The organism is Stieleria tagensis (assembly GCF_024129865.1).
Taxonomy (GTDB): domain Bacteria; phylum Planctomycetota; class Planctomycetia; order Pirellulales; family Pirellulaceae; genus Stieleria; species Stieleria tagensis.
In genome coordinates this window covers 1-21,447 of the sequence record NZ_JAMYFE010000098.1, presented here as the reverse complement: position 1 = coordinate 21,447, position 21,447 = coordinate 1, and the positions used below count along the sequence as shown (strand labels likewise).

Here is a 21,447-nt window from a genome sequence, read left to right as displayed (position 1 = left end):
CATGTTCACCCGGGGTTCCTGTCGAACCTGCCTCCAGCAGGTTCGACAGTGACCCCGGGCTAAGCTATCGAACGCCGTTGGCGTAGAGATGGGATTGAATGCATGCGACTCTCCCAATGGGTGGCACGCCAAGCTGCACGACTTCCTTGCGGGAGAGTACAGAGATCGAAGCGGCAATTTGCTGAGTCATTTGAGGTGAAGTGACTGTTTAGCGCAACTTCAAAACTCACGCGTCGGGTTACCGTAAAAGCGCACCTTCAAAACGCGTCAGTTGGGAAGGTGCCTCGGGAAACCAGCCGGGATGCGCTAGCACACGGTCCTGCTGGCCGACCTGACGCTAGCTCGTTCCGGGTGATTTGCAGGCTCGGGGCACGGCAAAACTTCGTTAGGGCAGAGGCGCAATCACGCGGCATGTGGCCAGTCGTCGTCGGATTTCCTGTTCGATCTGTTTGGTCTTTGCACCACCGAGTCCTCCGAAATCCGTTTCAAACGCATCGCCCGTCAGGCCCTCGGGTAAACCGTCGATGTCGGGACAGATGTCGATGATCTGAATCCCCTGTTGAATCCGCTGCTGCAGCAAACGGGCAGATGTGGCACTGCCTGTGGCAAGTTCAGCGAACAGAGTCCCGGCGCGATCAGCAGTCAAATCGACGAACGAAAATCCAGATCCGCCGGGTGTCGCGTCCATCAGCTCTTTGCCAATTCCGACGCTGAATGAGCGACGCTGGTCGGCCAACGTGGCCAGCGCGGCGCTGACCCAGAAATGGCGGGCCAGGTCGTTGCGGTCATGGAGCGTGATGCGATTTCGAAACGCTTTGAAGTCGTCTAAGTGACTGAGGTTGATTGGACGCTTGGCAACTTCTGCGACACGTTCTTCACCTAAGATTACACCGAGTGCCAAGATAGCGGCCTGATTCGGAAACACTGCGTCAGTGCCATGTGAATTGTCTTCGGCGTATTCAAATGCGGTTTGCAACAGCTCAAGAAAGCCTGGGTCCCCGTCTGGAATCTGTTCCGATTCCGCCAACACGTGCATCGCCGTCGCCCGAGTGGCTTCGGCAAGGTCATCCGAGATGCCTGTTGAGGTGCCCCAGAACAGCAGTCCGATCGCCAGCAGCGCCAGACCCCCGGCTGCGACGACCGATTTGCGAAGCGCCAGACCCGCCAGCGCACCCAGGATCGCGCTGCCGATACTAAGTTGCAATTGAACATAGACTGGAAAGTAGCCATGGTTTATCGACTGACAAAGCACGGCCAGCAACGGAGCAGCCACCAGAACACCGGGGGCCGACCAACGCATCGGGACGGATGTCAGCGTCAGAGCGGCAAAGATGCCGATCGTTGCAAATCCGATCGAACGAAGCGTGAGCGTAGCAGCCATTCTGGCTGTCGGTTCGGATAGCCCCAGTGCACGTTGCATCAAATGCACGCAATGCTGTGGAGCACCTAGCGGACGTGGATCAGGCACGACGCAGAGTGCGATCAGCCATGCGGCCAGCAACGCACCAAAAAAATAACGCGTGTAGAGGATTCGCTGTTGTGGGTCGGGTGCATCCCAAGCGGTCGAGGCAGGCATGTCGGTGCGGGGGCGTTCGGCAAAGCAGTTGAAAGGTCACAATCGAGTTGTGATGACACGAGATCCTAGCGGATCAAGCTCTCGAGCTCGGCAAACCGGGTAAAACATTGACAGTGAATCTACAATTCGCCGCGGATCGCAACATCCGTATCGATTCCCCGTATCAAAGTTGAGACAACATGGATCTGAAAATCGCTGGCAAGTTTGCTGTTGTGACCGGTTCGACATCCGGTATTGGGAAAGCCATTGCCAAGGCGCTGGCCGCGGAAGGTGCGAAAGTCGCGGTCAACGGACGCAGCCAAAAATCGGTTGATGCGGCGTTAGAAGAATTAGGGTTGGGCGACCAGGCGGTTGGCATCCCCGCCGACGTGGGCACCGCCGAGGGCTGCGCCGAACTGGTCCGCCAAGCCACAAAGATCGCTCCGATTGACATCTTGGTCAACAACGCTGGGATTTTTGAGCCCAAGGAGTTTGACCAGATCAGCGACGACGATTGGCATCGATTTTTTGATGTCAACGTCATGAGTGGTGTGCGAATGTCACGCGCAGTGGCTGATCAGATGCGTCAGCGAGACTGGGGCCGAATCATCTTTATCGCTAGCGAATCCGCCATCAACATTCCCACTGAAATGATTCACTACGGAATGACAAAAACGGCTCAGTTGGCGATCTCACGCGGGTTGGCGAAAACGATGAAGAGCACCGGGGTGACCGTCAATAGCGTGTTGCCCGGGCCGACCTGGAGCGAGGGAGTGGAGCAATTTGTCGAAGAGTTGGCGGGTGAAAATGATTTGGCTGAAACCAAAGCAACGTTCTTCAGCGAAGCTCGGCCCACATCATTGATACAACGTTTTGGGAAAACCGAAGAGGTCGCAGCGATGGTCGCGTTTCTTTGTAGCGAGCAGGCAGCGACAACCACCGGAGCCGCTGTGCGTTGTGAAGGTGGAATCGTTGACTGCTGTTTCTAAGACTGATTTACGAACCTTTTCGGGGACCGAACTGACATGACCACTATCAATGCTTATGCGGCGCAGAGCGCCGGTGGACCATTGGAACCGTTCCAATACGATGCCGGGCCATTGGGGCCAGACGATGTCGAAATCGACGTGCTGTCCTGTGGGGTATGCCACAGTGACCTGTCCATGCTGGACAATGATTGGCAAATGACCCAGTATCCGTTTGTTGGGGGGCATGAGGCCGTCGGCCGTATCAGCCAAATCGGCGAGCACGCGTTGGGATTGAGCGTAGGTGATTTGGTCGGTTTAGGCTGGACCAGTCGCAGTTGTATGCATTGTGACCAGTGTTTGTCGGGGAATCACAATTTGTGCCCGCAAGCTGAAGGGACGATTACGCATCAACCTGGTGGATTTGCGGACAAAGTGCGTTGTCATTGGGGCTGGGCCACAAAGATCCCCGATGGCGTTGATCCGCTTTCGGCCGGACCGTTGTTTTGTGGGGGACTGACGGTTTTTAATCCACTGGTGCAACTGCAGCTTTCACCGACCGCTCGCGTTGCTGTGGTGGGGATTGGCGGTCTAGGCCACATGGCATTGATGTTTTTGAAGGCCTGGGGATGTGAGGTCACCGCATTTTCACGGACAAATTCCAAAGAATCCGAGGCGCGGGAGTTGGGTGCAAGTCATTTTGTTGCGACCGGCGAAAAGGGAGCATTGGAATCAGTTCGGGGCCGATTTGATCTGATTTTGAACACCACGAATGCCGAGTTGCCGTGGGATGACTACATTCAAACCCTTGCCCCGCGTGGCGTTTTGCACACCGTTGGGGCCGCCCCTAAGATCGAAGCGACGGTGTTTCCAATGATCACGGGCCAGAAATCTCTGTCGTCCTCACCCACCGGCAGCATCGCGACGACACGGCAAATGCTGGACTTTGTCGCCCGCCATTCGATCGCGCCCATGACAGAAGTGATGCCGATGACGGAGATCAACGACGCCATGGAAAAGCTGCGCAGTGGTTCGCCACGCTACCGAATCGTTCTCACTCAATCTTGAACGATTCTTCAAAGAACTGGCACGCAGTTTGCGTTCGCTGGACTCAAGTCGCTCACGAACGTCGTGAGCAAGCGAACCTCGGTTGTAGGAATTGAACGATGAAATTGTTAGCCACCTGTGCGTTAGCCTTGTGTACGTTTGCCATGGTCGGCTGCGAAGAAACTGCGATGGAACAACAAGCTGACCAGATCCGCGACGTGTCGCAGGATCAAGCCGAAGCCGTGCGAGATGCTTCGCAGAATGCCGCCGAAGCTACTCGCGACGCGACGCAGCACGCAGCTGAACAGGTACGGGATCGCGCAGAAAACGCACCCGAATCCGTACAAGACGCCGCTGAACGAAAGGCCGACGCGTTGGAATCCAGCGGTGAAGCTGCTGCGGACCGCAAAGAAACCGTTGGCGAAAAACAGGCAGACGCCATTGAAGATGTCGGCGAAGCGAAAGCAGATGCCACCGAAGAAGCTGATCCCGAGTGATCCTTTTTGGCGTATCGGCGACAAGGCGGAACGGATCTCGTATCATGCGTAACCAGCGTCGATTGCTGTGCAAAAGTCACATGAGGACTTCTTTCGGCGATCGTTGTCACGCCATGATTACGCATGAGTCTCCCGAAGCCCGCCGACAAGACGCCACTTCCTTGGCTGTTTTCACCCGCCATTGATCTGGCGACATTCGGCGGCAGCGCGCTGCTGGCGTTAGCAATGTTAGGGATTGGGGGTGTGTTCGGATGGTTGCATCAAGACACACCCAGCTGGACCTGGGTGATCGCGATCTTGCTGATCGATGTCGCCCATGTCTATGCAACCGGATTCCGCGTCTATTTTGATCGTGCAGAACTCTCTCGACGTCCATGGCTGTACGGCCTGACGCCGCTGTTGGCCTGGGCGATCAGCTGGGCAATCTATAGCGAAGACATCAATTCATTTTGGCGATGTCTGGCCTATCTGGCCGTGTTCCACTTCGTCCGCCAGCAGTACGGTTGGGTCGCGTTGTACCGGCGCAGATCTGGTGAAACCGACCGTTGGGGACGATGCATCGACACAGCCGCCATCTACTTGGCGACTCTCTATCCGCTGGCCTATTGGCACTGCCACCTACCCCGCGAATTCTGGTGGTTTCGCGCCAATGATTTTGCGGCGTTCAACACAGACTGGTCCGCGTGGCTGGCCCCCTTTTATTGGCTAGCTCTCGTTGCCTACGCGGGGAAATCCCTCTGGCAGGGTCTGGTCGATCGACATTGGAACCCTGGCAAAGATTTGGTTGTGGCGACGACGGCGGTCTGCTGGTACCTCGGCATCATCACCTTCAATTCAGATTATGCGTTCACCGTGACCAATGTGATCATTCACGGTATCCCCTACATGGTGTTGGTCTACTGGTACCGCCAATCGGCTCGACGTGAATCCGAGAACAATTCCAACTCAGCATCGATCGGCATCCGTGTCGGCCGCTTTGTCGGCTTGATTTGGATCTTGGCCTACATCGAGGAACTCGTCTGGGACCGCGGGGTCTGGCACGAGCGCACCTGGTTGTTTGGTGCACCGTGGAATCTGGAATCCGTCGAAGTGATCTTGGTGCCATTGTTGGCGGTGCCCCAGATCACGCACTACGTTTTAGATGGGTTCATCTGGCGTCGCCGCAGTAGCCGCCAAGTGGCCCAGTTGACCGACCCGTCGATCCGCTAGTTGGGTTGCGGGCGAAATCTGTGGTTGCCTTTTTTCGCTGCGGCGTGTGATTGCTGCGTGTCTTGGGCGATGCCAGGATCCGCTTGAGATTCCAGCCAGCGAGTCAATTCGGCGCTCAATTCACTTTCGATCGCTGTCGCACTTGCGCTGCCAGCCAGATTGTTCATCTCGTAGGGATCATTTTCTAGATCAAACAATTCGACCTTCGGGCGTGACTGGTAGCGTTGGATCAAACGCAGCGCGGCGGGATTGTTGAATGATTCAAACACCCAAGTTTGCCAATACACGTTGTTCAGTTTTCCATCGCCCTTGATTCCCATCAAGTGTTTTTCGATGTACAGATTCGCGTTTTGCAGATTGCTTACGTAGTGGAACCGGCCATCGCTGACGGATCGAATCGGATAGGGGGGACCTTCGGGGAAATTGTTGTGAACCCCATAAACAAATCGCCGGTGTTCATCGGATTCCCCTCGCAACACTTTTGCAAAACTGGTGCCGTCAAATTGCGATGGATCAACCGTTGAACCAGCAAAGTCCAACAGAGTGGGCAGGACATCCGCGTATTGCACCAATGCATCGGTCCGTTTATCAGCCGGCACCACACCGGGCATCCGCGCGATCAACGCGGTGTGAACGCCGGTGTTGTAGTTGGTCCATTTGTTGCCAGGAAACTGTGATCCCTGCTCGGATGTAAACAGCACTAGCGTGTTTTCTGCTTTGCCGGACGATTCCAGAGTTTCGAGCAACTGACCGACTTGAGAATCCATGTATGTGATTTCAGCCAGGTAACGACCAAACGCATCGCGAGTTTCATCGGTGTCTGCAATATTTGGTGGCAGTTCCAACGACTGGGGCGGGTAGGCGCTGGCATCACCCATCACCCATGGAACGTGTGGTTCGACCAGTGCGACGACCAGACAAAACGGTTTGTCATCGCGCGTCATGAACTCCTCCGCCGGGCTCAAATGATGTGTCTGGGTAGGATTTCTGACACAATTCTTGTCGAAGCCGTCGACATTCTCAAAGGGAAACGACTTCTTCGGCAGGACGTGTACCTTTCCCGCGATCCCGACGCGGTAACCCAGGCGACCAAGATGCTGGGGCATGCTTTCGATATCGTCGTGGCTGGCAGAGTGATTCCAAGCGCATCCGTTTCGCATCGGATACAGTCCGGAATACAACTCGGCACGACAGGGCTGACACATTGCTTCGGCCAAGAACGCGCGATTAAAAGTCAGCCCCTGGCTGGCCAATTGATCCAAATTCGGCGTCTTTGCATTCTTGCCACCATACAACGGCAAATCGTTGTAAGTGCAATCGTCCGCCATGATGATCAAAATGTTTGGCGATGCCGCGTTGGCTTGCACAGTCAACAAACTGGTGACTGCGATCGTTGCGAGAAGCAGGATTCGATGGAGCATGTTTTCGATCGGGGAAAGGTGTTGGGAACGCACTCGTGCTTCATCCATCTTTGAATTTCGGGTCGACAATTCGTGGCGTCAGTTTCCGGTTTGCGATTCACCCGGTGTGGCGTTGGCAAGCTGGAAGCTTACCCCACTTTCAAGAGTGGGCGAAACGCTAGGCGATGATTTGATGGATCGGTTCGACGTGCTCGACACCGACCAACTTTTGCTCCAATCCACTGTAGAAATACGACAGTTGGTTGGGGTCGAGGCCCATTTGATGCAACGCGGTGGCGTGTAAGTTTTTGACGTGCAAAGGGTTTTCCACTGCCGCAGCGCCCAGTTCGTCGGTGGTGCCGAACGAGACTCCGCCTTTGATTCCGCCGCCGGCCATCCACATCGTGAAACCGTACGAGTTGTGGTCGCGGCCCGATCCTTCGGCGTACTCGGCGGTTGGTTGACGCCCAAATTCACCACCCCAAATAACGAGTGTTTCGTCCAGCATGCCGCGCTGTTTCAAATCGGTCAGCAAGGCGGCGATCGGCAAATCGGTGCGTCCGGCATGCCGATTGTGATTCAGTTCCAAATCGCCGTGGGCGTCCCAGTTATCGTCGTTGTGGGCCCCACCGCTGTAAAGTTGTACAAATCGCACACCGCGATCCACCAATCGTCGGGCGATTAGACAGCGGGTTCCAAAGTCGTTGGTCTCTTCGCGATCGATTCCATACATCGACAACGTTTTCTCGTCTTCGGTTGCCAGGTCGACTGCCTCGGGCGCTGCGGATTGCATTTTATACGCCAATTCGTAACTGGCGATCCGCGACTCCAGATCACTGTTGTCTTGTCGCGGGGCGAAGTGACGATCGTTGGCTTGCTGGATTGAATCGATCAGCGCTCGTTGGACTTCTTGCGACATCCCCTTGGGGCGATCCAGATTCAAAATCGGAGCGCCTTTGGTACGAAACACGGTGCCAGCATACGTCGCAGGCATGTAGCCGCTGCTCCAGTTTTTTGCGCCGCTGATCGGTCCCGCTTTGGGGTCCAGCATCACGACATAGCCCGGCAGGTTTTCATTAACTGACCCCAATCCATAGGTCGCCCAGGATCCTAGCGAAGGGCTTCCGGATAGGATTTTGCCGCTGTTCATCATCAACATCGCAGAGCCATGGATGGGCGAATCTGCGGTCATTGAATGCAGAAAGGCGATGTCGTCGACATGTTTGGCGACGTTGGGAAACAGTGTGCTAACCCATTTGCCGCATTGGCCATGTTGGGCAAAATCCCATCTCGGTTCGACGATCCGTCCGCCGGTTTTTTTGCCGCCGCGGCCAAAGGTCGGTACATCGACGGTCTTGCCATCCATCCCGACCATCGTCGGTTTGTAGTCGAAGGTATCGATATGGCTGGGGCCACCGTACATGAATAGAAAGATCACGCTTTTTGCTTTGGGCGCAAAATGCGGTGGTTTGGCCATCAGCGGGTTAATGCTGCCGGCGGATTCACTGGCCGACAAGTTCCCCGGCGATAAAAATCCATCACCAGCAAGCATCGACGTCAGCGCCGCGGCGCTAAATCCGCCACCGGTTTGCCACAGGAATTCCCGCCGCGTACGACCGCAAAAATTTCGAGTTGGGTTTTTCATAGGGATTCCTTCAGTCCACAAACAAGAATTCGTTCCAGTTCATCACGCTCAAACAATACAGCTGATCGGCTTTCGCCTCGCTCAGCCCGTGTACGGTTTGAAGTGATTCAATCAATTCGACCCCATCAGCGATCTCCGCATCGGTCGCTTCACGCGACAACACCGCTGGGATCACACGTCGTACCAGTTCTGAATCTTCGATGTCCGCAGCGTGCACACTGTCGGCTAGTTTCTGTGCCTGCTTGGCAGCGAAATCGCCGTTCAACAGTGACAGCGCCTGAGCCGGTTGCAGTGTCATGAACCTGGCTTCGCAGGTCTGGTCTGGATCCGGAAAGTCAAAGGCCGACAGCATCGGCGTGATCAGCGAACGTTTGACATGGATGTAAACGCTGCGGCGATTCTGCTGGCTGGGACTGGATTTGCCCCACCCGCTGCCCGGCTTGGATTGTCCGGCCAGCACTTCGGCTGACAGTTCCGGATAGACACTGGGCCCATACACATCGCGGTTCAGCGAACCATTGGCAGCAAGAATTGAATCTCGGATTTCTTCGGCACTCAAGCGTCGCGGGTCAAACCGCCAGAACAAGCTGTTGGCTGGGTCAGCCGCCAGCGATTCCGGGTTGCCTCGCGATGACATCTGATAGGTTTGGCTAGACAGAATCAGACGATGCATTGCTTTGACACTCCAGCCCGATTCGATGAAACGATTGGCTAGATAGTCCAGCAATCGGGGATGCGTCGGCGGTGTTCCGAGTTGGCCAAAATTGTTGCTGCTTTCAACAATCCCGCGACCAAAGTGGTACTGCCAAATGCGATTGGCCATCACCCGCGACGTCAGTCGATTTTCGGGATCGGTGATCCATTCGGCCAGCAACAATCGTCGTTTGGAAGAGGAATCCGTCGAGGGTTCGATCGACGGCAATTCGGGTTTTGGCGATTCGAACAGTGTCGGAAATGCCGGGCCGACTTCATCGCTAGGCGAGTGCGGGCTGCCACGAAACAGAACATAGGTTGGCTCGTCGACCTTGCGGTACTGTGCCAATCCCATCACTTGTTCGCGGGGAGGTAGCTGTCGCAGTTCTTGCTGATTTTTCTTCAGCGCCTGTTGGTACTCGGTGTATTGGTCCCATTGCTGAGAGTCCAAATTGGATTGTAGCTTGGCACGCAGCACACGATTGCGATCCCGTTTATTGCCTTCGGTGGCCCGCTGGTCAGGGCCGGACATCTTTGCGATACCGATCTGTTCGATTTCGTGAATGTCTTTTTCCAGTTGCAAACGCTGACGATCGTTGTCCGCGTAGCGAGCTTTCAACTGGTCCGAACTGATATCGATCTGGTTGTACGACGTCGCATCACCGCGTTCGGCATAGGGCGTGATGTCCTCAAAGAAGGACAGCATGCTGTAATAATCCTTTTGCGGGATCGGATCGATTTTGTGATCGTGGCAACGGGCACAGTTCATCGTCAGCCCGAAAAAGACCTGACCGGTGGTCAAGATGATGTCATCCAGAGCATCGAAACGCGCTTGCAGCGGATCGGCCGGTTCGTCGTCCCAGATCCCCAGACGATAGTACCCGGTGGCTGTTAGCGTTTCCGGCGTGACGTCGATCAATTCATCGCCGGCCAGTTGTTCACGGACGAATTGGTCATACGGTTTGTCTTCGTTAAATGAGCGGATCACAAAGTCACGGAACTTCCAGGCGTTTGCCTTTGGCCCGTCACGTTCGAAAGAGTTTGTTTCGGCGTAGCGAACCAGATCCAACCAGTGTCGGCCCCAGCGTTCGCCGTAGTGCTGCGACGCAAGCAACTTTTCGACAACGTTCTTGAACGCATCGGGTGACGTGTCCGCAACAAACGCATCGACTTCGGATTTGCTCGGCGGCAAGCCGATCAAGTCGTAATAGACCCGGCGCAGCAATTCGGGTTTTTCGGCCGCAGGGTTTGCTTGAAGTCCGGCCTGGTGCAACGAATCCAACACAAACGCATCGATCGGATGGGTTTCCCCGCTGAGATGCGATAACTCTGGAGGTGCGGGTTTGGTCAGCGGTTCAAACGCCCAGTGATTTTCCCAGGCTGCGCCTTGTTCGATCCAACCACGAATCAGGGCAATCTCATCTTCGGTCAGCGGATCACCTTCGGGCGGCATCCGCTCGTATTCGTCTTCGGCGGTGATCCGTTCCAGCAAGTAACTTGATTCAGCGTCACCGGGGACGATCGCAAAACCGCCCGAATCGGTTTCCGCAAAGGCGGCTTCGCGACTGGTGAATTTCAGTCCTCCTTCGGCTTCGTCGGGGCCGTGACAGGCATAGCATTTCTTGGCCAGAATCGGCTGAACTTGCTTCTGGAAATCGATCGGATCGTCAGCAGCCAGACCGATCGTCCCGCTTAGGAACATCAGCGTGGTTGCGATGGAGAGAGCTGTTTTCAAGATTGGCTCGCGGGTGGGCGTCGTCGTATCGCCCGCCAGCGGGCATCAACTGAAGGACGGGAGTGAGCTGGCAGGAGGGCGGGATTGTTGAGATCTGACCCAACAGTTTACCATTGTTGTTCACAACGCCCCCTTAATCCAATGAGAATGCAGGCAAATTGGCTGAGGTCTATTGTCAGCCAAGTTGCTCAGCCGCTGGGGGGACCGATCAAAAATCGGCACTCGGTGGCCCCAACCAGACGGATTGAAGTTGCACTTTAATGGTAACCCGAAGCGTGAGCGAGGGATTTAGGGTGTTAACGGGATCCCTCGCTGACCGGCTGGTTGATTGAGTTCGGCATGGCGTCGATTGAACGATCAGCCGTTGAACGCTAGCGCGTGCCGCCTGATCGAATCCACAGCCCATCACGCGTTGGGTTGCCCAAGACTTAGTTCCCAGGCTCGCGCGTCGCATCAACCGATAGACACTTGGTTGGCTCAATCGTTCTGCGGGGTCTGGAAAATTCGATCTCCGGCATCGCCTAGTCCGGGAACGATGTAGGCATGATCGTTTAATTCTGGATCGATCGCGGCGACGAAAACTGCGACTTGCGGGAAATCGCGTCGCAGACGGTCAACTCCCTGCTGGGAAGCGATCAAACTGATCACCCGAATTTCGTTGACGCCCCATCGGCACAGTCGCTGAACCACCATTTCGATGCTGCCGCCGGTGGCCAGCATCGGGTCAACCACCAGCGCGATATCGGGGGGATTGTGTTCCGGCAGTTTGTCGTAATATCCGACCGGCTGCGCGGTTTCCTCGTCGCGATACAGACCCAGGTGCCAGACCGATGCGTCGGGAATTAAATCCAGGATTGGATCGACCATCCCCAGGCCGGCTCGCAAAATCGGCACGATTCCGACGTGCGTGTCCAATTCGTGACCGCTGGTTTCACACAAGGGCGTGGCGAACGGTTTGGATCGTGTGGGCAAATCCAGGGTGGCGTAGACACCCAGGATTGTCGCCAGTCGTCTGACTGCGTTGCGGAACTCGCTCGCTGGCGTCGCTGTGCTGCGAAGTGCGCACAGATGGTGTTCGATCAGCGGATGTTCAACACAGGTCAGACAGCTCACCACGTAGCTCCAGGTCGTTATTCGCTTAGCGGCCTTTCATCCGATGCGATCGATCGGCACGTCGCGAGGGAGAGTGTAATCGCAACTGCGGCAATTCATCTTTGTCGATCACCGGCTGCGGCGGATCATCCAGATCCGATTCTGATGGATTCACCACCACCAACTGCTCGGCAACTTCACCGGCCTCGCCAGGTGATCCGAGTCGTGGTTTGAAAAATCGACCCAACGGTCCGGCAAGCAGTGCTGGCAATAGGATCAGATCACCAAACAAAGCGGCCACCAACAGAACCAGCATCAAGGTTCCGAATCGCTGTGTCGGAGTGAATGTCGAGAGCGCGAACACGAACAGGCCGACGCCACCGACCAATGTGGTTTGTGTCATTGCCGGGCCGACCCGTCGATAGGTCATTTGCACCGCTTTGATGCGGTCGTAGCCACGATCCAAATAGGATCGGAACCAGCTGAGGAAGTGAATCGTATCATCGACCGCGACCCCCATTGCGACCGAAGCGGTCATCATCGTTCCAATGTCGACCAAGCGTCCAAAGTGCCCCATCACCCCAAACACAAAAATAACCGGGAACATGTTGGGGATCATCGCGATCAATCCGGCGGCGGTGCCATTGGTCAGGTTGCCTGCGGACATCATCTGAAGCGGTTTCCGAGCCGGATTCAGTAACACCATCATCACCACCGCGATCAGAACGAACGCTAAACCGATTGATTCGCCCAAGCTGGCCAACAATGTGCGTTGGGCCTTGTAGACCACTGGTACCACACCGGTGTAAACCACCTGCAACGACCCTGCACCGCTTGATTCGGGAACATTATCGCCGACCAAATCGTGTCGGATCGGTTTATGAAAAATCTGGTTCCCGTCCACGACCGGCGTGTCACTGGTGATTTGGGCTAGCGGTGCGGCTTCGTCGCCGACCCAAACAATGACATCAGCTTTGGAAACCACTTTGTCCCATGCGGTTCCACCAATTTCGATCGGTAATTCAGACGATTGGAGATCGATCCAGACCGGTCGTGGCAAATTTTCGCCGGCCAACAGTTCCATCAGCGTCGAGAGGTAAATCGAGCGAGTTTGAATGCGATCTTCGCTCGAAAGCAGCGGATCATCCGTGCGGTCAATCAGGTCGGTTTGCAGCATGGGCGCGGGACGCGCCGAACCGATCACCACCACCACAGGTTTTTTTGTGGCGGCCAATTTCGGCGCGGAAGCGATTTGTTTCAGTAACTGGTCGCGAGTGTCGTAAGCTCGCAGCACCGGTTCGACTGCGATTCGCAGCGTTTGAATGAATTCGCCATAGTCAACGTCCGACAGCGCCGCCACTCGCAAACTGATCCGCCACAATTCACTGCCCACGTAGGGGCCACTGGTTTCCAATCGCAAGTAGTCGTTGCCCAACAACTGCGATCGGCCCTCATTGAGTTCTTTCGTGTAGTGCGAACGAATCGGATCCCAACCGTTGGTGACTTCGGGTAGCGGTTTCAGAAAGGTGTTGATTGCGGTCGACGATCCGACAATGTCCAACCCAGGTTGGCCGAGTGTTTCGTGAACGACATGGTCAATCCGGGCAACCGCCTCGACCCGCTCCAACATATTCAGCGGCAGCGCATCGGTAGCTGCTGTCGCACTGTGTCTGGCAGCGACCGTTTCACTTTGCATCGACGCTGGCACTCGCAGCACCAGTTCCATCGGCACCAGTTTGCCAAAATTGCTTTCCAACCAGGCGTAGTCGCGGATGATCCGCGCGTTCTGGTCGAATAGCTTCAGCAATTGGACCGAGGTTTGAATTTTCTTCAAACCGATGCCTGCGGCAACCAGAATCAGCAAGCTGGAAATGGTGACCAAGCGATGGTGATTGCAAATCCAGCCTCCGACTGCCGCCCAGGCGTCGGACAACCAGGTTTCCGAGTCGTCGGGTTTGACGCTGGATCCGGATGTGATTAAGGGATCCGATTTCGGTTCGGAAACGAACGTTTGCAGTGCCGCCGGCAGGTACGAGAACAAGATTGCCAACGTCGCGATCACTCCGATCGCCGAATAGATGCCAAAGTTGCTGATTGGCGTCAGGTTGCTGATGTACAACGATCCCAACCCGATCGCGGTGGTCAACGCCGCCAGGGAACAGGGAAAGAAAGCGTGGCGGATTGCACGACCGGCGGCACCGCTGCGACCGGATTGTCGAACCTCATCGCGATAATAGTTGATGACGTGAATCGCGCCGGATAACCCGAGCACGTAAACCAGCGACGGCATACTCATCAAAATCGCGTCGACGTGTCCGCCTGTCCAATTCACAAACGCCATGCTAAGCATCGCCGCTGAACCGCCGACGATGAACACCATCAGTGTGATTTTTAGGCTGCCAAAGCAACAGTAGGACAACAGCGCCCCGACCAGGATGCTGTAACCGACCAAGCGGACCAGTGTAATCGTGCCTTCTTCATCGATCGCAATGTTGTCGACCGGTGGTCCGCCCAATCGCAGCGGCGGCGCGCCGGCGATCGATTCAATTTCGGCCTTGTTGAACGGTGGCGGTGCCATCGACGGCGCCGACGCAGCCTGGATCCCGGAATCGTTGGCCAACTGCAAAAGCCGACCACGCGGAGCGCCTAAAACGCCGCGGCCAAGTGCATAGGACAGGTTGTCTTGAGCGATGTCGGTCAATGTGATCAACAGGCAGGTTTGCCGTGGCGGCGGTTCTACCCCGGCCGCATCAAAAACCGCATACCAGGCATCCGCCTGCACACTGTCTTCCGCGGTCATCAGGCGATCACGTTGACCGTCAAGATGCGCATCGGCATATTTACTGAGTGTGTTTTCCACCAGCGCGTCAAAGTCGCTGGGGAGTTCATCCCGAGACTCGGTGGGCGTCTGCTGGCGAAATGCCGTCGCGGTCCAGCGAAATCCGTCGGGCACCGCGGGGGCAAACAGCGATCCGGTCAGCCGCTCCATCGCCGTCCGCCGCGCAACCACACTGCGACGCGATTGGTCCGTCAAATTGACCGGCCATAGCGGTCCGCCTTCTCGCGCCAATTCGTCGACCAATGACACTCCGGTCTGCACCGTGTGGAACATGGGTGCGGCCAACAATGACGGATCGTTGTAAAACGGATTGGCCTGCCCCAACTGATCTTCTTGCCCAAACGCTGCGACAAAGGTTCCCTGCAACTGATGCGTTCCCAAGGAACGCTTGATTCCGCGCACCAGTCCCGCCGGTCCATTGGATTGTTCTTCCCAGCGGTTCAGGTGACCATTGGGTAACAGGTAGTACCATTTGCCGTCGGCGGTCGACAACCATTTCTCGTTCTCACCACCCCAGTTGTCGAGCGATCGCGACGCCGGCAACAATCCCAGCCGAATGCCATACTCTTTTGCTAAACGGTAGTCGGCGGCCAGTTTCGGGTGAGTGATGTTCTCCGCAGGATCCGTCTCGCTGCTCTCGTGACGAAGTTTTGACTCCAGCAACTTCAACCGCTGATCGTTTTCGTTGCATCCTGGCCAAGTCGCGATGACAAAACTCTCACCGGCAAAGTATTCCGCAAACCACTCTAGTTCCGCGGTTTCAACGAAATCCGACGGCAGCCAATCTTTGACATTGTTCTCTTTTTTGTTCAGACTCAACCGCGCAGCGCGAAACGCAAACGGCATCACAAAGAAGAAGCCAAACAAGATCACAAGGGCAAACGAAACGCCAAATAGCGTGCGTCGCTCCAGCAATGGCTGCTCCGCCGCGCCGCGCTCTTGCTGGGTTGTTGGCATAGGGCTTTATTTTCGAGGGAACGGGGCAGGCACGGAAATGTTAAAGCGTCGCTATTCCGCAAGTGATTGGCTTTTTATGACCCGACGCATCAGCGTTGAAGTTGCGCGTTCGCGTCGGGTATTGGTTTTTGGTAACCCGAAGCGTCAGCGAGGGATCCCGCTAACACCCTGAATCCCTCGCTGACACGTCGGGTTACCATCAAAGTGCTGGCTTCAAAAGGCGTCTGCGAGGGATCCCGTCAACCGGCTGAATCCCTTGTCGACGCATCGGCTTGCGATAAATGCGAAACGTCGAAACTCATGCGTCGGCTGATTTTGGAATCCGTTTTCCAGTGTAGTGGGACCGATGCCAAGAATATCCCCCTCCACCCTCCAGGTCTACTTCAAAGCAGGCTCAATACGCCCTTCGGCATGCGGCAAAGGGCCATGTAGAACGGTCGGTGAAAGTTTGCCGACGTTGCTGAAACCAGAAAACACTGAAAAACCCAGAAAACACCGAAAAACATTGTGCGGCAGTCAAATCATCTCGTCGAACCAGGTGGGACTAAACCGTAACCCCCGGCTATTCGAGTTTGGCAAAGAACAGCGAGTGGGCCACCCAGTCCGGCTTGGCTTGGATTCTCCAAATTGCTTTTTCCAGTGGCTTGCCTTGGTCTTCGATCTCTGGAACCCGGTCCAGCGGGATCATGACGTGAGCCGCATCGGGTAGCGTTGCAAACCGAGTCATCGCGGACTCGAGCGTCAACTGGACGATCCGGCCACCGACCGCGCGAAAGTCCTGCATTTCAGCGGCTGATTTTGCGTCAGCGGCGGACCAGCTGAGGGGTTCATGAGATTCATCAATCAACAGGTTGTGATCGAGTTCGTCGATGAACTTTGCCAGCGGTACGTCTGCCGGCAGATTTCCATAGTGCCGCCGGTCTTGCCGTGTCAGCGAGATCGTTGCTGTGGGCGACAATCGTAACGAATGTTCCAACTTGACTTTCATGCCAATCAATGGCTTTGCATCTCCCGCGATCCAACCAGCCGGCTGTGAGATCACGCCCGGTGTGAGGACTCGTTCGGAACGCGATGCAGGCCCATAAACCGCCGGCCGCACCGAGGTGTCCGAAGCGAATTTTCGGTTTAGCAACGCGCTGGCGTCTGGGTAATCTCTGTTGGCATGCTGAATTTGCTGTTCCGAGTATCGATGCATCCAACGAATCGGCTGGGAAACCGCTGCCGAATAACGCTGTGATTGCGCGACCAAGTCAGGATGCTTGGCAGCCAATTGCTGTAACGAGGGTTCCAGCTTCGGTCCCAGGTCAGACGTGACGCGACGATCGACCACCGTCAATGCTTTCAGCAGCTGCGGATAGAGCGTCGGTAATTGCTGTGGGTCGACCGACTGGGCCAATGACTCCAGCACTTGCTCGATGGCGCCGACGGCAATCGATTGGCAGCGCTGCAACTCGTTTTGGAACGGAGCCGCGATGGCTTGGGGGGGACCATCATCGAACAACCAGGACAACGCGACAGCCCGATCGATCGCGGCGGACGCATTGCCCCACAACGTCTCGATGGAGGCAATCGCACCGGGACCATCAGGGCGATTGCCAGTGGACCGGCCGAGTTCGGCGATGATTTGTTGACAACCGTTCTCCAACGCTGTGATCGCAGTTTGATAGGACGCGATCTTTGCGGCGGCTTGTTGGCGATATTGCTGCTGGCGCTGCGCGTTGAGTTGTTGCAGCACTTGGTTGTGCGGCAACGCCAATTCGTTTTCAAATGTTTTGGACTGGGAATGTGTCAGATAGAAAACACTTTGCAATTGTTGTAAACGCAGCGTTTGCAAACCGCGTTCTGCTGCGGCCAACTTTCCATTGGCGGCCAACTGCAACGCTTGGGCGATGACTTTTTTTCGTTTTTCGTCGGCCGCGCGCAGTTTGCCAATCTCCTTCGCTTGGAACTCGCCCAATTTCGCCGCAAATGAACCGTACAGATTTCGCAGCAGAATGTATCTGCGTTCCAGATCTAACCCAGCCGGTTCGCCCATCGCTTGCAAATGCTTGGCATGCCAAATCGAGCGGTAGATTTCGGCATACAGGCGAGAAAATTTCTGGTGCGCAATGGTGCCGCCGTTGTCGATTTGCGCGAGCGAATCGATCGCGAGTGTTTCCCATTCGAAACACGTCGCGTACATCCGTTCAATCTGGTTCTTTGCCCCATCGATGGTTCCCTGGGCATTGAGTCCCGATCGGTAATCGGTGGTATTGGGATCGGCAATGGCATCCGCGATCGGATGAATTCCCATCAATATAAACAACAGCACTGAGCCACAATTTGGGATCGAAATGCGGACCCGGTTTCGAGGCATGATTAGTTTCCCTGCACGACGGCCAATATTTGACCCCCAGAAATGTTCATGGGTTGATTGTCCGATCCGATCAGGACACACGGTTCGATCGACGCCGTGATCGTTTGCTGCTCCATGTTCATTGATCCGAAAGTCACCGTGACGGGCCGACCGATCTCGTTCCGCGCGATCGCGGCGCCAGACTTTGGTTCGATAAACAGGTTGCATTGAATTGATTGACCGCCCAACAACGCGATGGTCTGGACATCCGTGGTGGCGTGCAGGAACACCGCTGGGGCAGATGGATGCTGGCTGTCAGGCGGGTAGCTTGTGATCTGCAGTGAATTTTGACGCCCGTCGCCGACGTCGTGCATGATTGCGACCGCTTGGTCTATCTCCAGTGGTTTGTCGGTACCAATGGTGATCTTTCCAGTCTCCGCGGGCGGTTCCTCGGGTGTTTCCACCAGCGAGTCTGTCATCTTTTTGCTTTCGATCACAAATTGCTCGCCCTGCTGCTGAACGGAGTTGGCGATCTGAGTCAATTTCTCTTTGGAGCAACCCTGAGCAAGCATCACTCCGAAAGGGATCAACAGCAAAGCAAGCGTTTTCTGACCGACGTTCATACACGGGACCTGACAGGTGTGGCCGAAATTCAATAGCAAACCAACTCGGTGCCGACGCGGATCAACAGACGGCCATCGGCAAAGGCCGGAGTTGCGCCGACGGGGCCTCCCAAATCGACTTTGCCAAGTGCTTCAAATTCGCGCGAGGCCTTCAACACGGTTGCTTCGCCATCCAGGTTGATCAACAACAGTTGGTCACCGATCAAAATCGGCGAAGCGCCAAAATTGCCACCGATGCGTTTCTTCCACTCCAGATCGCCGCTGGCAGCGTCGAAGCAGGACGCGATGCCGGTGTCATCGACGGTGAACAAGGCGCCATCGCTGACAACCGCGGTGGGGACGTACGGTGCCCCTTTTTCAATTCGATACACCTCTTGCGGTTGTTCCGCGGTCGAACGGGGGATTTTGACTGCGACCATGTGATTGCCACCGCCGCCACTGCCGCTGGAACCGAGAACCAAATCACCTGCGATGATCGGCGAACTGACGCACCGCATTTTGAACACTGGCAAACGCCACAGGAGTGCTCCGCTATCAAGTGCCAGGGCATACAGTCCGTCGCCGGTGTTGGCGCCGATCACCATCGACCCGTGCACCGCTGGGGTACCGTAACAAACTCGAGTCGATGTCATGGCGGTCGACCACAGCGTTTCGCCGGTCGAGCGATTGAACGCGTACACGCGGCTAACACCCGGTTTGCCATCGGTGACCCGTTCAGCCTGTTGTGAAAAATTCAACAGCAGCGTTTCGCCGTGTACCACCGGCGACGCACCAAAACCGTGTTGGCCCTGTGCCGGTCCCAGTTCACGCGACCAAATCACTTTGCCGCTGTGGTCCAAACAACGCACCCAAGTCTGGGCGCGGTCACTGTGCGCAATGTAGACGTATTTGTCGTCTGTCGCCGGAGTGCTGGAGGCCAACGTATTGCGGGCGTGCAAATGATTGGGGGCGTTGGGAAATTCGTGTGACCATTTTTCCTGTCCGCTTTGAAGGTCGACACAGATCAATCGTATGGCGTCACCCGCAGGTGCGGTCGCCAACAAATAGACCGAGCCGTCCTGAATGGCCATCGATCCGACGTCACGCGTGCTTAGGTCCAAATTCCACTTTGGGGATTGTTTGAACAACGATTCGGGCAATTGCGATTTTGGGATCACGCCGGCAGCAGCCAGCCCGTGGAATCCCGGCCAGTCCTCGGCCACGGCGATTGATGACAATGCCGACACCATCACGGCCAATCCAGTCGCACGGATGCCCGCCCAAGCGATGCTGCGGAGGCTCCGAATGGGGTGATGAAGCGGAGACGACAGTGGCATGGCAATTCACTCGCGGGAGGTGGGGTGGGATCAGACAAAAGCAGCGAGCCCGATTTTAACGGATTTAGTGGTCACTGCGGTAGCGAAGCACCCGCGGATCGTGACTCTTTCTCCGTAGGGCCGATTGCCCCTCTCGCGAAGGACTTCCGAGCTAGGGTTTGGCGTGACTATCGCGATTGCCACCCCACTGAGTCAGCTGCCGTGTCTGAAAACACTTCGATCCGCGTCCGCCGCTGTGGTGACCTGACAAAATTACTTGCTGACAACCAGACGTGGGATGGTTTGGCCGGTGCCGTCCCGTTTCGCCAATCCGCTTGGCTGGAGCCTTGGTGGGAACACTTCGGATCAAGCTTGGAACCGTATGTTTTAGTCGCAACCGATCAAAATGAATCGATTCGTGGGATCCTGCCTTTGTTTCGTTGCCAATCCGCCGGGGCGCGCGGTCTGTCAATGATCGGCAGCGGCGACGCCTGCAGCGACTATGTCTCGATCCTGTGCCAGCCATCGGATTCTCAGCAGGTGACCGGCCAGATGGCAAAATTCCTTGTGAATGCCTACCACCAACGAGAGGACAGCTGGGATTACTTGGACATCGATGGGATCGCCGAGTCGGACCCAGTGATGCGAGGTTTTGCCCAGCAGCTGTCTCAATCCGGCGCCTCGCTGCACGCGACTTCAGAGATGAGTGCTTGGCGACTGCCCCGTGATGCGACTTGGGATGACTACTTGAATCGGCTTGCCAAGACGCAGCGCCGCAAAGTCCGTCGGTGGAGTGAAAAAGTGGCTTCGCTACCGGGGCTGGAACGGCACCTCGCCGACACAAGCACGAGCGTAGAAGCCGCGCTCGAGCAATTGATTGCGATGCACCAGCGACGGTGGAACGCGGCTGGGCAAGACGGCAGTTACGCCCGGCCACGTTTTCGAGAGTTCATTCATGATGCCGCGGTACGCTTTTTTGAACGCGGCCAATTGTATTTACCGACACTGAAAAAAAACGGCCGAGTGATCAGTGCCGAACTGCATTTCCAAACTGCCCAACGGCAGTTGTACTGCTACAGCAGCGGCTATGAAGTTGATTGCGCATCGATCGAACCGGGGCGCATCCTGTTGGTGCAAACCTTGTTGGATCTACATCGCAGTGAGTGGCCAGGGATTGATTTCTTGCGAGGCGACGAAATCTACAAACGCCGATTCGGTTGTCAATCAGAACGGATCCTTCGTGTCCGCGCGTTTGCACCGGGCATGACCAACCGGGTTCGATCGATGACTTGGAACGCCGGTTTTGAAGCCAAGCAATGGATGCGATCACGACTTGGTCGCACACCTCACCTAACGCTGGACATGGCGGCCAATCAGACACCGTCAGTGCCAAACTAACAGTCCCGCTTGGCACGCGAAGTTTCGAAGCCAGCGCTTTTACGGTAACCCGACGCGTCAGCGAGGGATTTAGGGTGTTAATGAGATCCCTCGCTCACGCACTTTGAAGTTGCGCTTATGCAATTCACTCTCCCGATTGGAGGTCGTGCAGCTTCGCTCACG

Annotated in this window: 14 protein-coding genes; 5 read left to right on the top strand and 9 right to left on the bottom strand. The window is 56.0% G+C overall.

What is annotated here, in order from left to right; translation table 11 throughout:
* Positions 1–385 precede the first annotated feature (385 nt).
* Positions 386–1,576, bottom strand: a complete 1,191-nt coding sequence (locus NHH03_RS21730) for a hypothetical protein (protein ID WP_253159605.1) — start codon at positions 1,574–1,576, stop codon at positions 386–388.
* A gap of 179 nt (positions 1,577–1,755) precedes the next feature.
* Between NHH03_RS21730 and NHH03_RS21725 the strand changes: the two genes are divergently transcribed.
* From NHH03_RS21725 to NHH03_RS21710, 4 genes are all read left to right on the top strand, one after another.
* On the top strand, positions 1,756–2,544 hold the full coding sequence (locus NHH03_RS21725) for an SDR family NAD(P)-dependent oxidoreductase (protein WP_253159603.1): 789 nt from the start codon (positions 1,756–1,758) through the stop codon (positions 2,542–2,544).
* A 36-nt stretch (positions 2,545–2,580) separates the two neighbouring features.
* A complete protein-coding gene (gene ahr, locus NHH03_RS21720) occupies positions 2,581–3,588 on the top strand; it encodes an NADPH-dependent aldehyde reductase Ahr (protein WP_253159601.1) in 1,008 nt (335 codons plus the stop codon).
* 98 nt (positions 3,589–3,686) lie between these two features.
* Positions 3,687–4,064: a hypothetical protein gene (locus tag NHH03_RS21715; protein ID WP_253159599.1), complete on the top strand. Its 378-nt coding sequence runs from the start codon at positions 3,687–3,689 to the stop codon at positions 4,062–4,064.
* Positions 4,065–4,187: 123 nt separating this feature from the next.
* Complete coding sequence (locus tag NHH03_RS21710) at positions 4,188–5,273, top strand: hypothetical protein (RefSeq protein ID WP_253159597.1); 1,086 nt, start codon at positions 4,188–4,190, stop codon at positions 5,271–5,273.
* On the opposite strand, the gene NHH03_RS21705 is transcribed toward NHH03_RS21710, so the two are convergent.
* From NHH03_RS21705 to NHH03_RS21670, 8 genes are all read right to left on the bottom strand, one after another.
* A complete protein-coding gene (locus NHH03_RS21705; RefSeq protein ID WP_253159595.1) occupies positions 5,270–6,694 on the bottom strand; it encodes a sulfatase family protein in 1,425 nt (474 codons plus the stop codon). The genes NHH03_RS21710 and NHH03_RS21705 overlap by 4 nt on opposite strands.
* A 157-nt stretch (positions 6,695–6,851) precedes the next feature.
* Positions 6,852–8,318, bottom strand: a complete 1,467-nt coding sequence (locus NHH03_RS21700) for a DUF1501 domain-containing protein (protein ID WP_253159593.1) — start codon at positions 8,316–8,318, stop codon at positions 6,852–6,854.
* 10 nt (positions 8,319–8,328) lie between these two features.
* Positions 8,329–10,746, bottom strand: a complete 2,418-nt coding sequence (locus NHH03_RS21695; protein ID WP_253159591.1) for a PSD1 and planctomycete cytochrome C domain-containing protein — start codon at positions 10,744–10,746, stop codon at positions 8,329–8,331.
* Between the two features lie 477 nt (positions 10,747–11,223).
* On the bottom strand, positions 11,224–11,859 hold the full coding sequence (gene upp / locus NHH03_RS21690; RefSeq protein ID WP_253159589.1) for a uracil phosphoribosyltransferase: 636 nt from the start codon (positions 11,857–11,859) through the stop codon (positions 11,224–11,226).
* Between the two features lie 25 nt (positions 11,860–11,884).
* A complete protein-coding gene (locus NHH03_RS21685) occupies positions 11,885–15,634 on the bottom strand; it encodes an efflux RND transporter permease subunit (protein WP_253159587.1) in 3,750 nt (1,249 codons plus the stop codon).
* A gap of 562 nt (positions 15,635–16,196) precedes the next feature.
* Complete coding sequence (locus NHH03_RS21680) at positions 16,197–17,990, bottom strand: hypothetical protein (RefSeq protein WP_253159585.1); 1,794 nt, start codon at positions 17,988–17,990, stop codon at positions 16,197–16,199.
* A 2-nt stretch (positions 17,991–17,992) separates the two neighbouring features.
* Entirely contained in the window at positions 17,993–18,592 is a 600-nt protein-coding gene (locus NHH03_RS21675; protein WP_253159582.1) for a hypothetical protein, read from the bottom strand.
* Between the two features lie 29 nt (positions 18,593–18,621).
* The gene (locus NHH03_RS21670) at positions 18,622–19,908 is read right to left on the bottom strand and encodes a PQQ-binding-like beta-propeller repeat protein (protein ID WP_253159580.1); all 1,287 of its coding nucleotides are present in this window, start codon (positions 19,906–19,908) and stop codon (positions 18,622–18,624) included.
* A 201-nt stretch (positions 19,909–20,109) separates the two neighbouring features.
* Here NHH03_RS21670 and NHH03_RS28260 point away from each other — a divergent pair, with 201 nt between their 5' ends.
* Positions 20,110–21,285, top strand: a complete 1,176-nt coding sequence (locus tag NHH03_RS28260; protein ID WP_253159578.1) for a GNAT family N-acetyltransferase — start codon at positions 20,110–20,112, stop codon at positions 21,283–21,285.
* Positions 21,286–21,447 lie beyond the last annotated feature (162 nt).

What these genes read in the sequence shown, in the direction of transcription:
- NHH03_RS21710 (WP_253159597.1), top strand. Translation starts at nt 4,188, where the DNA reads ATGAGTCTCCCGAAGCCCGCCGACAAGACGCCACTTCCTTGGCTGTTT.
- NHH03_RS21675 (WP_253159582.1), bottom strand. Translation starts at nt 18,592, where the DNA reads ATGAACGTCGGTCAGAAAACGCTTGCTTTGCTGTTGATCCCTTTCGGA.
- NHH03_RS21670 (WP_253159580.1), bottom strand. Translation starts at nt 19,908, where the DNA reads ATGCCACTGTCGTCTCCGCTTCATCACCCCATTCGGAGCCTCCGCAGC.
- NHH03_RS21680 (WP_253159585.1), bottom strand. Translation starts at nt 17,990, where the DNA reads ATGCCTCGAAACCGGGTCCGCATTTCGATCCCAAATTGTGGCTCAGTG.
- NHH03_RS21700 (WP_253159593.1), bottom strand. Translation starts at nt 8,318, where the DNA reads ATGAAAAACCCAACTCGAAATTTTTGCGGTCGTACGCGGCGGGAATTC.
- NHH03_RS21725 (WP_253159603.1), top strand. Translation starts at nt 1,756, where the DNA reads ATGGATCTGAAAATCGCTGGCAAGTTTGCTGTTGTGACCGGTTCGACA.
- NHH03_RS21705 (WP_253159595.1), bottom strand. Translation starts at nt 6,694, where the DNA reads ATGCTCCATCGAATCCTGCTTCTCGCAACGATCGCAGTCACCAGTTTG.
- NHH03_RS21715 (WP_253159599.1), top strand. Translation starts at nt 3,687, where the DNA reads ATGAAATTGTTAGCCACCTGTGCGTTAGCCTTGTGTACGTTTGCCATG.
- NHH03_RS21685 (WP_253159587.1), bottom strand. Translation starts at nt 15,634, where the DNA reads ATGCCAACAACCCAGCAAGAGCGCGGCGCGGCGGAGCAGCCATTGCTG.
- NHH03_RS21730 (WP_253159605.1), bottom strand. Translation starts at nt 1,576, where the DNA reads ATGCCTGCCTCGACCGCTTGGGATGCACCCGACCCACAACAGCGAATC.
- ahr (WP_253159601.1), top strand. Translation starts at nt 2,581, where the DNA reads ATGACCACTATCAATGCTTATGCGGCGCAGAGCGCCGGTGGACCATTG.